The sequence below is a fragment of the Pelagibacterium lentulum genome, from assembly GCF_003992625.1.
In the GTDB taxonomy this organism is placed as follows: domain Bacteria; phylum Pseudomonadota; class Alphaproteobacteria; order Rhizobiales; family Devosiaceae; genus Pelagibacterium; species Pelagibacterium lentulum.
The window spans coordinates 98,782-111,276 of sequence record NZ_RZMW01000003.1 but is presented as its reverse complement, the minus strand read 5'-3'; the positions used below and the strand labels follow the sequence as shown (position 1 = coordinate 111,276).

Here is a 12,495-nt window from a genome sequence, read left to right as displayed (position 1 = left end):
GTTTCCAATCCGCACTGGACATCCTCCCTTAAGTGTCGATAGTTTCATCGAAATGTCAGATTACTTTACCTTTCACGTAAACCAGAGTCATAATGTCCGATTCCATCCACCCGATCTCAAAAAAAATCCTCGCTGAAAACTGGGGCAGCCTGTCCGCTCATGAATTTGAGTATCGCACGCGCAATGGCCCGTCCCAAATCCTTGTCCGCGAGGTCTATGACCACGGCTCGGCAGCAGCAGTTCTTCTGGTTAACCCGGACGCTGGAAAGATCACGCTTGTGCGCCAGTTCCGCCTGCCCCCCCATCTCAATGGCGATGACGGATTTCTGCTCGAAACCTGCGCGGGATTGCTGGACGGCGATTCACCCGAGGTATGTGCGAAAAAGGAAGCCATGGAAGAAACCGGCATCGCGCCCCAAACGCTGCTTCATGCCTTCGATCTTTATGCCAGCCCCGGTTCTGTAACTGAAAAGGTTCATTGCTTTGTCGGCACCTATGGCCCCCAGGACCGGAAAGGCAATGGCGGCGGGCTCGACCATGAAGGCGAGGACATCGAAGTCGTCGAACTCGATTTCGATGAAGCGCTGGCCATGACAACCGATGGCAGGATCATGGATGCGAAAACCGTCGCCCTGATCCAGTTTGCGGCACTCAATCGACCGCGTTTCGTCTGACACTCAGGCCCGTGATGCGGTCCAGGCAACGATTTGCGCGATGACTGTGTCGAGCGCCTGATTGAGTCCCGCTACGACCGTTGGCGCATTAAGATTGCCAAGTGGCACGCTGGCCGAAAACGATTGGGCGGCTAGAATACGCCGGTTCCAGTCATCGACGAGCCGCACGGCCAGCGTTACAGTAGCAAGCCGCTCCTGGCCCGCATTGACCTCAAAGGCCCGAATGTCGGCGGCAAGCGCCAGATTGGCGTCGATCTGATCGGAGGGACGCCCGATATTTGTCACCCCTGCATCCTGGAACGATTGCACCATGCGCGTCTGGATGAGGCGCGGCAAACGGTCGGACCATTGCGCATCGGGCAGATAGCTCAGGATGGAACCGGGCTCGCGCACAACGATGCGGTTGGTGTCATAGGTCTCGATCGCATCGGGCTCAACAACGAGCACCGCACGGTTGAGCCTGCGGGACGTGGACGCAGCCTGCGCCGACGCAATAAGGTCGTAGGTGACAAGCGGGGTCGGCGCGCCAAGGCACCCTGCCAGCGATGCTGCCAGCCCGGCGGCGGAAAATCCCAGAACAGTGCGACGGCTCAGATTGCGACTCATAGTATACCCAACCTACTCTTACCGGGACTGGAAGTCGCGAACGTTCTGACCGCCAAAGACCAGAATCTGCGGATTCCGCTCGAAGTTAGTCAATATACGATCCAGACGCCTTAAGGTTCCACGCGCCTCTGCGGCGAACTGAGTGTATTCGCCAAGTCCGCGATTGGTAAAGCCGGTTAAGCCAGCCGTAATTTCGGCAGTCCGGACGTCGAGCCGCTCGGCAAGCATCCTCACCGCCGTCGCCGCCTGCGCCAGTTCTCCGAAGAAATCGGATCCGTCCTCGCTTTCCACCATGGAATTGAGTTGAGCCACAATGGCATCGACCCGATCGGCGGTGCCGGTCAGCGTTTCGGTGATATCGCGCGCATTGGTCAGAATAGTATCGACCGTGGTCGCATTGTCGCCAAGAGCCAATGAGAAGCGGTCGATATTGTCCATGGCCCGGCCAATGACTTCGGGATCGATATTGGCGGTTGCCGTATCGATAAGGTCCAGCGTTGCCTGCAGCCCACCCGAAACCCCGGACAGATTTTCAGCCAGCGTGCGCGCATCGTCAAAGAACTCGTCAATATTGCCGGTATTGCGCGCCAGCGCATTGGCAAACTCCCCGATATCGGCAACGGTGCTGCGCACTTCTTCAGGCGGCACCGCCTCAACAAGCGCTCGGACATCAGTGGTTAGGAACCGCAATTCGTCGGCCAATGGGCCGATCTGGTTGCTGGCATCGGTCATCGACGCCAGAAAGCTCTCCAGCCCATCGGCATTTTGTGCCAATGCCGCGGTAAAGACTTCCGCATTCGCGACGGTATTGCCCAGGCTCTGCTGGTTGTCCATGAAAAAGGCCTCGATCTGCGCAAAGCTCGCGCTCGCGCTTTCGATGGTTGCTCGCGCCCCGGCCATGATTGCCTGCAGGTCGGAATCCTCGTCGGCCCCTTGCGCAAAGGACGCCAGAGACGCCGAAATATTTTCGATATTGGCAATTGTGGAGCCCAAGCGCTCCTCATTGGCCGAAAAGAACCCGTCTATGCGCGAAAATGTCGATTCGGCGCTGGCAACGATATCGCGCGCGCTTTCCATGATCATCTGAAAGTCCGAGGGCTCACCCTGAAGCGTTGCGACCTGATCGGGACCAGGTGCCTCGAGCCGCCCCGCTTCGAGCGTACCGCCCAAAAGCTGGATATTGGCCATGCCCGTCAGCCCCTGCACTTCCAGGATGGCGCGCGTATCGTTCATAACCGGTGCCGTGGCATTGACCGAAATGCGGGCGATCACCCGACTGGGATCGCGCGGATCGATCCCTACATGGGTTACATTGCCCACCCTGATACCGTTGAAAAGCACGTTTGTTCCCGCACCCAGCCCGCTGACCGAACCGGTGAAAACAACCTCATAGGGCACGCGCTCCATGCGGGTATCGGCCGCGTTGAACCAATAGATAAAGCCCGCAAAACCTGCGATCAGCAGGGTCGCCAAAACGCCAACAAGAGCGTGATTTGCCTTATATTCCATTGGCGCTTGCCTCCAGGTGACGGGCGCGGGGTCCGTGGAAATATTCAACCAGCCAGGGGTCGTCCGCCGCCAGCATTTCTTTCATCGTACCGACCTTGAGCAATTTACCTTTGCCCAGCGCAGCAATACGATCACAGACCGTAACCAGCGAGTCCAGATCGTGAGTAACCATATAGACGGTCAGCCCGAGCGTGTCTTTAAGGCTGAGCAAAAGTTGATCGAAATTGGCCGCGCCGATGGGGTCGAGGCCGGCGGTGGGCTCGTCGAGAAAAACGATGCGCGGATCGAGCGCAAGCGCGCGGGCGAGTGCCGCGCGCTTGATCATCCCGCCTGAAAGCTCGGATGGATAAAGCTCGGCAGCCTGGGGCGGCAACCCGACAAGATCGATCTTGAACCGGGCAATTTCCCGGCGCAGTTTGGCCGAAATGCCTAAATGCTCGCGCATGGGAAATTCCACATTCTCGCGTACGGTCAGCGCCGAAAACAGCGCTCCCTGCTGAAACAGAACACCCCATTGACGCTCGGTTTCGACCCGTTCGCGCGGCGCAAGGCTTGTATAGTCGCGCCCGAAAACGTCAACGCTTCCCCCCGAAATCGGCAAAAGGCCGATCATGGCGCGCAAGGTGACGGATTTGCCCGACCCTGAAGGCCCGATGATCCCGATCACCTCGCCCTGCTGCACATCGAGCGAAAACCCGTCGATCACCCTGTTGGAGCCAAAGGCAACGACAAGGTCCTTGATCGAGAGGATGGGCTTTGCATCGCTTGCCATGGCCTAAAACCCGATCGCTGCAAAGAACATGGCAAAGACACCATCGGCCACAATCACAAGAAAGATCGCGCGCACGACCGAAGCGGTTGTCCGCCGGCCCAGCGACTCGGCGCTGCCTTTGACCTTGAAGCCCTCATTGATGGCCACAAGCCCAATAATCAGCGCCATGAAGGGTGCCTTGATCATGCCCACCATAAGGCTCTGCAGGGTGAGCGCCGCCTGAAGCCGGTCCAGAAAAATTGAAAGTGGGATTTCCCCGTAAATGACCGAAACGATTGCCGTGCCCGCAAGCCCGGACGCCGCACCGATAAAAGCCAGAAGCGGCATGCCGACAAGCAGCGCCAGAATGCGCGGCATCACAAGCGCCACGTAAGGATCGACGCCCATGACATTGAGCGCATCGAGTTCCTCGCGCATGCGCATCGAGCCGATTTCCGCCGTTATTGCCGAACCGGACCGACCCGCGATCATGATCGCGGCAAGCAAAAGCCCCACTTCGCGCAGCATCAGGATGGCCGAAAGATCGACCACATAGATGGCAACGCCGAAATTGCGCAATTGCAGGATCGATTGCTGTGTGATGATGGCGCCGACAACGATCGAGATCAGCGCCACAATGGGAATGGCGCGCAGAACGATAAGCTCGAACTGGTTGACGAAAGCATGATAGCGCAACCGCGTCCGAAACGTTGCGACCATCAGTACCGCGATCAATATCCGCCCCAGAACGGCCATCAGTCCGAAGAGGTCGTCGCGCATGGCAAACAGGGCCGTGCCAAGCGCTGCAAAGGGCCGCAACAGCGCCGGCCCCTTTTTCACGCGCGCAGGTTCGACAGTTTGGAAATCTTTTGCACGCTCGAGCAATTTACCGTTATTGGCGTCGAGATTGACCCATTCGGTCTTTGCCGATTTTTCCTTGAGCGCCTGCTCTGTCCTTACGATGAGAAGCGCACCGATCGTATCAAGCGTGGAAAGGCCGGAAAAATCGAAGACCGCATAGGCTGGCGTCCCGGCCGCCTTTACCGCTTTTGCCGTTTCTGTTTCCAGCTCCCGGGCGTCGGACTTGGTCCAGTTCCCGGAGACATGCAGCACGAGCCCGTTCTGGACCGATTCCAGTCTGATCCGGGCCGAGCCTTGCGCTGCCTCTAAATCCACTCACAGATCCCAAATAAAATGAGCGCTCCGGCCCACCGATTTTTCCACACAATGGCAGGGCGCCCCGCCAAAGGTCAAGCGAGACCGGCGGCGAACTGATGCAACAAGGTCACATTCCGCTCAGTAATCGACAAGTTTCCTGTCAGGATCGTAGGGCTGATCGGCGACTTCTTTTGTAACCGCCTGTCCGCAACGCATCTTGCCGGCCGCCGCGTCGAAAACATAATGCGGTTCGCCATAAAGCAGCCACCCTTCCGAAAGGGCCTTTGTAACTTTGTGGCAGAAAGCCGAATCATCGTCCCCGCTCAGGAACCTGTAGATGACCATCGTCAAAAGCACTCCATTCTCCGCGTTTCCGGCTCCGCACCCCACCCATGCCAAACAGGCGATTGATCTTGAGACGCTTAGCCGGTAAGCGCTAACGCGCACATACCTGCGACGAAAAGGGAACCGGATGCAAGACTTTCCCGCCTTTCTGATCGAGGGCTATAAGAACTTCATGTCCGGCCGCTATACGGCCGAGCGTGACCGTTACCGCGAACTGGCCGAAAATGGCCAGAAGCCGACGACAATGGTGATTGCCTGCTGCGACAGCCGGGCGGCACCGGAAACCATCTTCGATAGCGGGCCGGGCCAGCTTTTCGTTTTGCGCAATGTGGCAAATCTTGTGCCGCCATTCGGACCGGACGGCACGTTCCACGCCACCTCGGCAGCCATAGAATTTGCTGTCGTTCATTTGAAGGTCGCGCATATCATCGTCATGGGTCACGGGCGCTGCGGCGGCATCACCGGTGCGCTGGCTACCGCAGGCGGACATGCCCCCGAAGGTCATTTCATCGGCAAATGGCTGACAATGGTCAAGGACGTGGCAGATAAAGTGGAAGCGAACCACTTGCTTACCCCGTCCGAACGCCAGACCGCGCTCGAACGCATCGCCATCCGCCAGTCCATCGGCAACCTGCTGAGCTTTCCGTTCGTCAAGGAGCGCGTCGATCAGAACCAGCTTTCGCTACACGGCGCTTGGTTCGACATTTCCGGCGGCGAATTGTGGACCATGAACGGGGAGAGCGGCGATTTCGTACGCCCCGATCTTGAAAGCATTCAAATGCGCTAGACGCCCGGCTGGACCGGTGTCTGCTTGGGTTTGATCTTGAAGACCGTAAGCGCCAATCCTGCCATGATGAACACACCGCCGATGATATCGATGGTGTAAACCGGCTCGCCAAGGATCAGAACGCCCGATGTGATGCCGGCGATCGGCACAAGCAGGGTGAAAGGCGCGACCGTTGCTGCAGAATGGCGCGACAGCAGGCCCGACCACATGGAAAAGCCAAACAGCGTTGCAGGATAGGCCAGAAAGGCAATCAGGACGATGGCATTGACACTGGGCGGGCTAACATAGCCGACAAGTGCAGGCCCGCCCTCAAAGGCAAAAGCGAGAGCAAAAAGCGGCAGGGATGCGAAAAAATTGCCCCAGACGGTAAAGGGGATCATCGGAATGGCGCCGGCCCTTTTGGAAACGATATTGGCGATCGCCCAGGCCACTGCCGCCAGAAGCGTGACCAGCAGCGGAATCATTTCGACCCCGACACCGTGGCCCAATGCAATAATGCCGATACCGGAAAACGCGACACCGGCCCCGACAAGCTGCAATTTCCTGGGCACTTCGCCCAGAAAGAAGAAGGCCAGCCCCATCGTGAGCATGGCCTGAATCTGAAGCACCAGCGAGGCAAGCGAAGCTGGCATACCCAGGTAAATCGCCATGTTCAAAAGCGCGTAAAGCGCGCATCCCATCGCCAGCCCATAACCCATGACAAGCCGCCAAGGCGCCTTGGGGCGGGCGACGAAAAAGATCACCGGCACAGCCGCGAAGAAAAAACGCAACGCAGCGGCAAACAGCGGCGGCAGTTCGGCCACCGAAAGCTTGATAACGGTAAAATTGAAGCCCCAGATCGAAACGACGACAAGGGCGATGAGGACATCGCGAAGGGGCATTGGAAACTACCGGGCGGGCAATAGAGGTGAAAACCGTGTATCATCGGACAGCCGCACAATAAAGCGCCTGCCCGAAAAAGCGTTTTGCCGGAATCAGTCTTTCGGCCCGATCACCATATCATCAAAGCCCGGCGCCGTGCCCCAGGCATAAATCCGGGTCACAGCCCGCAGCCCTTCACGATAGAAGGGATCGTGGCCGATAATGTCTTCGACTTCCTGCCTGGTTTCAGCTTCAAAAACCCAAAGCCCGCCGACCGGCTTGCCATCCGGCTGGGGCCGCATGGCCCCGGCCAGAACAATCTTGCCTTTGTTGGCGCGCAAATAGGCCTGATGAGCGTCGAGAAACCGCGCGCGGATATCGCCACCGTCGGCCTTGTCTTCAAACAACGCAACCCAACGCATTATGCGGCAACCCGTGGCTGTACGAGGCCGCGCTCAACAAGCGCCTCGGCAATCTGGATGGTATTGAGTGCGGCGCCTTTCCGCAGATTGTCCGAGACAACCCACATGGCCAGCCCGTTTTCAACCGTCACATCCTCGCGAATGCGCGAAACAAAGGTTGCATCATCGCCCTTGGCTTCGACGGGGGTGATATAGCCGCCCGCCTCGCGCTTATCGACAACCATGATGCCCGGTGCATTGCGCAGCGCTTCCCGAGCCTCGTCGGGGGTAATGGGGTTTTCAAACTCCATATTGACCGCTTCGGAATGGCCGACAAAAACCGGCACGCGCACAGCCGTGCAGCTCACCTTGATCTTGGGATCGAGGATCTTCTTGGTTTCGGCCAGAACCTTCCACTCCTCCTTGGTGTAGCCGTCTTCCATAAAGACATCGATATGAGGAATGACGTTGAAGGCGATCTGCTTGGGGAACTTGTTTGGCGTCGGAGAATCGTTGACGAAAATGCCCTTGGTCTGATTCCAGAGTTCGTCCATTGCATCCTTGCCGCCGCCGGAAACAGACTGATAGGTGGAAACCACGATACGCTTGAGCTTGGCGAGATCATGGAGCGGCTTGAGTGCCACGACAAGTTGGGCCGTCGAGCAATTGGGATTGGCAATGATGTTCTTGCGATCGTTCCTGGCCATATAGGCATCGAGGACATGCGCATTGACTTCCGGCACGATGAGCGGAACGTCTTCGTGATAGCGGAAGGCCGAAGAATTATCGATGACAATGGCGCCGGTGGCCCCGATCTTTGCAGCCCAGGCCTTGGAAATATCCCCACCTGCGCTCATCAGCACGAAATCGGTGCCGGTAAAGTCGTAGTCATCGAGATTTTTGCACTTGAGCACCTTGTCGCCAAAGCTGATCTCGCGCCCGACCGAGCGGGAGGACGCCAAAGCAACGACCTCGGAAACCGGGAAATTGCGCTCGGCAAGAATCTCGAACATTTCGCGGCCCACATTGCCCGTGGCTCCGACGACTGCAACTTTGTAACCCATCAAATCTGTCCTTTTTACCCCACCCCCCGCACCGGATATATCCAATCCGCGGCCATTTTGCTTGCTCGCCCTCCCCGCGGGGAGGTCCGGCCCGGGAAGATGCGCTTTAAGCGGTTTTGGTGGTGGTTTTAACTGCGCATGCCATTGTGGCCGGTGCTGTGGCACCTGCCATTCGTTTCAGCGATGATCCGGTCAGATGACCCATCTTGCAACCTTGGCTCCGCGTTTGGCCCCGTTTCTTACGCGCTCTGGTAAAATAGTCAATTGCCAAGAGCCTATCGCGTTCCGCTCGCAAGCCCTTTGGGCACACAAAAAGGCCCTGCCACAGAGGGGCAGGGCCACAATTTTCAAATATCAGGCCGCGCCTGGTTCAATTAGGCACAAGCACTGAATTGACGACATGAATAACGCCATTGGACTGGTTAACGTCCGCAATCGTTACCCTGGCTGCGCCGCGATTTTCGTCAATGACATAAAGCGCACCGCCGATAATCTGGAAGCCTAGCGTGTCGCCGCTGACCGTGGTCAGTGCAAAAGCGCCGCCTGCGGCTTCCGCGCGCTCAACCAGATCGGCAGCAGAATACTTGCCGGCCAGCACATGCGCTGTCAAAACCTTTTGCAGCATCTCGATATTGCCTGGCTCAAGCAGGGTTTCAACGGTCCCGGCAGGCAACTGGCCGAAGGCGCGATTGGTGGGCGCAAAAACGGTAAACGGTCCTGGCCCGGATAATGTATCGACCAGCCCGGCTGCCTGGACGGCAGCCACAAGCGTCGTGTGGTCGCGCGAGTTGACGGCGTTTTCAATGATGTTCTGCGACGGCAGCATGGGAGCCCCACCCACCATCACGCTCATTTCCTGCGCATTGGTTAGCGGAACGGTGGCAAGGCCCATGCCCAGCGAAACAGAAAGTGCGACAAGGCCGGATTTCATAAAGCGGTTAAACATGATGTGTCCCCTTTGGAACCTTTCAAGAACGGTTTGGCCCGGTAATTCGGGCAGTGACCAGAAAGGTACGGAGAGCAATCAGCGGAAGTTTCGTCGCACGCCATCACATGGGCGTGATGAGCGATCAGAACTTCACCCCGACCATGACGCCGACATTGGAAAGTCCATCATTGGGCGAGCAGATTTCCAGATTGGAAATATGTTCGTAGCGCAAGGTGACGGTGGTCGTTTCGTTGATATGCGCGCCGATACCGAAGGCATCATAGAAATTGAGCGGACAACCCATGTTGCGTGCGGGACGGGCAGCACCGTCAAGCGCCCCATCGGTCAGTGCTGCGCCAAAGCCAACCTCCAGATAAAGCGGGGTATCGAAAAGCCCGATCTGCCAATTGAGGTTGGCGTGGATGAGATTTTCCCGCCCCTGCAGATTGAGCGTTGTCCCCACTTCGATCCGCGGAGACCCGATCCAGTGAAAGGCCTCTATGTCGGGCGAGGCAAAAAGCGCGGCGAACTTGATGTCCTCGAAGCGGGCAAAATCCCAATTGTTGCCGGTGGGCAGAAAGCCGCCATAGGCGCTGTGGTAAAACACCCCGGCCCGCAATTCATCGAGTTCGAGGCCCTGCGCCGCAACGCCTGTGGGCATCGCGCTCAAGCCGATAACAAGACTCAGACAAAATGGGGCAAGACGGGGGGTCATGAAAACCGGACTCAAAAATACGCTTTGGCAAATATCAACCAGAACGGCAATCAGCCCCAGCCCGTTGCATTTGTCAATCTCGGAGCAAAGCGTTTTTCCCTTTGTGTTCCGCTTGCCGCGGCCCCGGCTAGACACCACATAAGCGCCCATGACACGCACCATTCCTCTGTCCATTCAGGATCTTGCCCCCATTTCCCAGGGCTTTGACGCCCGCCAAGCGCTTAACCAGACAACACGCCTTGCCCAATTGGGCGAAGCGCTGGGATATACGCGCCTTTGGTATGCCGAACATCACGGCATGGCCTCGATTGCGTCCTCGGCCCCCGACATACTGATCGCCCACGCGGCGGCCAGAACCCAGAAAATCCGCATTGGCGCGGGGGGCGTGATGCTACCCAATCATGTGCCTTTGCGCGTCGTTGAAACCTATCGCACGCTTGAAGGGCTTTATCCTGACCGCATCGATCTGGGCATCGGGCGCGCCGGGGGTTCGGACGGGCGGACCCTGCAGGCTCTTCGCTCATTTGGCGGCGAACAATTCCCCGAAAATTTCGCTGAGATGCTAGCTTTCGAGCGCGGCAGTTTCCCGGACGATCATCCCTTTGCCAAGGTTGCGGTCGTACCCGGTGAAATCGCTCTGCCCCCAATCTGGCTTCTGGGATCGTCGGGCGCCTCGGCGCAAATGGCGGGCCAATATGGACTTGGCTATGCCTTTGCGGCGCATTTCTCGGCAACGCCGGCGGGACCGGCCTTTGACGCCTACCGCCGCACCTTCCGGCCTTCAGATCAGTTCGCTGCACCCCATGCGATCCTTTGCCTTGCCATTATCTGCGCGCCAACCGACGCGGAGGCACAACACCTTGCCAAATCGATGGAACTGACCTGGCTGCGCCTGCGGCAGAACAATCCGCAAAAGATCGCAACACCCCAGGAGGCCGATGCTTATCCCTGGACCGAAGAGGAGCGCGCTTTCGTTTCCAGCCAGTCCAACCTCTGGCTCGTGGGCAGCCCGGAAACGGTCAGGGCCAAAATCGAGGAAAAGGCCCATAAGTCCGGCGCGGATGAGGTGATGATTTCAACCACGATCCACGATTACGACAAGCGGCTGGAAAGCTATCGGTTGGTCGCGCAAGCCTGGGGCTTGTAGGCTCTGAAAAAGGGCCGGAAAATCCGGCCCTTTCAAAATTGTGCTTACTGGAGCTTGGCGATGATCGCGTCGCCCATCTCGCTTGTCGTCACCTGACGGCAGCCGGTCTGCATGATGTCGCCAGTGCGCAAGCCGTCATCGAGCACGTCGGAAATCGCCTTTTCAACCTTGTCGGCAAGCTCAATCATATCGAACGAATAGCGCAGCGCCATGGCAAAACTTGCAATCATGGCGATCGGGTTTGCAATAGCTTTGCCAGCAATATCGGGAGCCGAGCCATGCACCGGTTCATACATGGCCTTGCGCTTGCCGGTCTGGGGATCGGGTGCGCCAAGCGAGGCCGATGGCAGCATGCCCAGTGACCCGGTGAGCATGGCAGCGACGTCCGAGAGGATGTCGCCGAAAAGATTGTCCGTGACCATCACGTCGAACTGCTTTGGTGTGCGCACAAGCTGCATAGCGGCATTATCTGCAAGGATATGCTGCAACTCGATCTCCGGGTAGTCGGAAGCCGCCTGCCTGACCACTTCGTCCCAGAGAACCCCGGACTTCATGACGTTCTTCTTGTCGGCCGAATGCACTTTTTTGCCGCGGGTCATCGCGAGGTCAAAGGCAACACGCGCGATGCGGTCGATCTCATAGCTTTCATAGACCTGGGTATCGACGGCGCGCTTTTGCCCATTGCCAAGCTCGGTAATTTCCTTGGGCTCACCGAAATAGACCCCGCCGGTCAATTCGCGCACGATCAGGATATCGAGCCCTTCGACCAGTTCGGGCTTGAGCGATGAGGCCTGGGCCAGCGCGCGATAGCAAATGGCAGGGCGCAGATTTGCAAACAGCCCCAGATCCTTGCGCAGGCGCAAAAGACCAGCTTCGGGCCGCGCCTCATAGGGCACATTATCCCATTTTGGTCCACCCACTGCACCAAAGATCACAGCGTCGCTTGCCAGTGCCTTTTCCATATCCTCTTCGGAAATTGCCGCCCCGTGCACATCATAGGCGGACCCGCCCACAAGCCCGGACTCGGTCGCAAAATCGGTCGCGCCGGTATTGTTGAGATGCGCGATGAGCTTTTCGACCTCGGCCATGATTTCGGTGCCGATGCCATCGCCGGGCAGAAGGAAGAGTTTATGCTGGGCCATGTTGGCTTCCTTATTTTAATTTGCCCCCGCCCCGATCCGGGCGGTGACTTCGATTTCGATTTTCATTTCGGGCTTGATCAGGCCGCAAAGAACCATTGTCGCTGCCGGGCGGACATCGCCGAATACGGTCCCAACCGCCTCAACCACATCATCGACGAACGCCGCATCGGTCACATAATAGACCACCCGCACCACATCCCTGATCGACGCACCGGCTTGTTCGAGCGCATTTTCAATGGCGGCCAGTGCATTGCGCGCCTGCGCACCAGCGTCTTCGGGCATGGTCATCGTCGCATAATCATAGCCCGTCGTGCCCGAGACATAGACCATGTCCCGGTCAACGACCGCGCGGGAATAACCGATACGCGCCTCAAAGGGCGAACCTGAAGAAATGCGTCGAACCATGG

The 12,495-nt window shown here is 58.0% G+C and carries 15 protein-coding genes; 3 read left to right on the top strand and 12 right to left on the bottom strand.

From position 1 onward, the window contains the following. Positions 1-92 precede the first annotated feature (92 nt). The gene (locus tag EO133_RS00805; RefSeq protein ID WP_127070691.1) at positions 93-674 is read left to right on the top strand and encodes an NUDIX domain-containing protein; all 582 of its coding nucleotides are present in this window, start codon (positions 93-95) and stop codon (positions 672-674) included. A gap of 3 nt (positions 675-677) precedes the next feature. Here the strand turns inward: EO133_RS00805 and EO133_RS00800 are convergent, their stop codons facing one another. The 5 genes from EO133_RS00800 to EO133_RS00780 all read right to left on the bottom strand — a co-directional run bounded on the left by EO133_RS00800 (position 678) and on the right by EO133_RS00780 (position 5,043). After that, a complete protein-coding gene (locus tag EO133_RS00800; protein WP_127070690.1) occupies positions 678-1,280 on the bottom strand; it encodes an ABC-type transport auxiliary lipoprotein family protein in 603 nt (200 codons plus the stop codon). A gap of 18 nt (positions 1,281-1,298) precedes the next feature. Then, complete coding sequence (locus tag EO133_RS00795; protein WP_127070689.1) at positions 1,299-2,789, bottom strand: MlaD family protein; 1,491 nt, start codon at positions 2,787-2,789, stop codon at positions 1,299-1,301. Further along, positions 2,779-3,561: an ABC transporter ATP-binding protein gene (locus tag EO133_RS00790; RefSeq protein WP_127070688.1), complete on the bottom strand. Its 783-nt coding sequence runs from the start codon at positions 3,559-3,561 to the stop codon at positions 2,779-2,781. Before EO133_RS00790 ends, EO133_RS00795 begins: the two co-directional genes overlap by 11 nt. A gap of 3 nt (positions 3,562-3,564) precedes the next feature. After that, the gene (locus tag EO133_RS00785; RefSeq protein ID WP_127070687.1) at positions 3,565-4,716 is read right to left on the bottom strand and encodes an MlaE family ABC transporter permease; all 1,152 of its coding nucleotides are present in this window, start codon (positions 4,714-4,716) and stop codon (positions 3,565-3,567) included. A gap of 120 nt (positions 4,717-4,836) precedes the next feature. Further along, entirely contained in the window at positions 4,837-5,043 is a 207-nt protein-coding gene (locus EO133_RS00780) for a DUF1737 domain-containing protein (protein WP_127070726.1), read from the bottom strand. A gap of 127 nt (positions 5,044-5,170) precedes the next feature. On the opposite strand from EO133_RS00780, the gene EO133_RS00775 reads away from it, so the two are divergent. Next, positions 5,171-5,830, top strand: coding sequence for a carbonic anhydrase (locus tag EO133_RS00775; protein WP_127070686.1), 660 nt, complete (start codon positions 5,171-5,173; stop codon positions 5,828-5,830). On the opposite strand, the gene EO133_RS00770 is transcribed toward EO133_RS00775, so the two are convergent. The 5 genes from EO133_RS00770 to EO133_RS00750 form a co-directional block, all read right to left on the bottom strand. Further along, entirely contained in the window at positions 5,827-6,711 is an 885-nt protein-coding gene (locus tag EO133_RS00770; RefSeq protein ID WP_127070685.1) for an EamA family transporter, read from the bottom strand. The genes EO133_RS00775 and EO133_RS00770 overlap by 4 nt on opposite strands. Positions 6,712-6,804: 93 nt before the next feature. Further along, a complete protein-coding gene (locus EO133_RS00765; RefSeq protein ID WP_127070684.1) occupies positions 6,805-7,113 on the bottom strand; it encodes a YciI family protein in 309 nt (102 codons plus the stop codon). Then, positions 7,113-8,156: an aspartate-semialdehyde dehydrogenase gene (locus tag EO133_RS00760; protein WP_127070683.1), complete on the bottom strand. Its 1,044-nt coding sequence runs from the start codon at positions 8,154-8,156 to the stop codon at positions 7,113-7,115. The genes EO133_RS00765 and EO133_RS00760 overlap by 1 nt, the downstream gene beginning before the upstream one ends. Before the next feature lie 370 nt (positions 8,157-8,526). Beyond that, complete coding sequence (locus tag EO133_RS00755) at positions 8,527-9,048, bottom strand: fasciclin domain-containing protein (protein ID WP_371870910.1); 522 nt, start codon at positions 9,046-9,048, stop codon at positions 8,527-8,529. Positions 9,049-9,226: 178 nt separating this feature from the next. Next, the gene (locus tag EO133_RS00750; protein ID WP_164734817.1) at positions 9,227-9,799 is read right to left on the bottom strand and encodes an acyloxyacyl hydrolase; all 573 of its coding nucleotides are present in this window, start codon (positions 9,797-9,799) and stop codon (positions 9,227-9,229) included. Between the two features lie 148 nt (positions 9,800-9,947). Between EO133_RS00750 and EO133_RS00745 the strand changes: the two genes are divergently transcribed. After that, the gene (locus tag EO133_RS00745; protein WP_127070681.1) at positions 9,948-10,946 is read left to right on the top strand and encodes an LLM class flavin-dependent oxidoreductase; all 999 of its coding nucleotides are present in this window, start codon (positions 9,948-9,950) and stop codon (positions 10,944-10,946) included. 44 nt (positions 10,947-10,990) lie between these two features. Here EO133_RS00745 and leuB read toward each other — a convergent pair whose 3' ends face one another. Then, positions 10,991-12,088 (bottom strand): 3-isopropylmalate dehydrogenase, encoded by a 1,098-nt coding sequence (gene leuB, locus EO133_RS00740; protein WP_127070680.1) that lies wholly within the window; start codon positions 12,086-12,088, stop codon positions 10,991-10,993. A 15-nt stretch (positions 12,089-12,103) separates the two neighbouring features. Next, the gene (locus EO133_RS00735; protein WP_127070679.1) at positions 12,104-12,493 is read right to left on the bottom strand and encodes a RidA family protein; all 390 of its coding nucleotides are present in this window, start codon (positions 12,491-12,493) and stop codon (positions 12,104-12,106) included. Between the last annotated feature and the right edge of the window lie 2 nt (positions 12,494-12,495).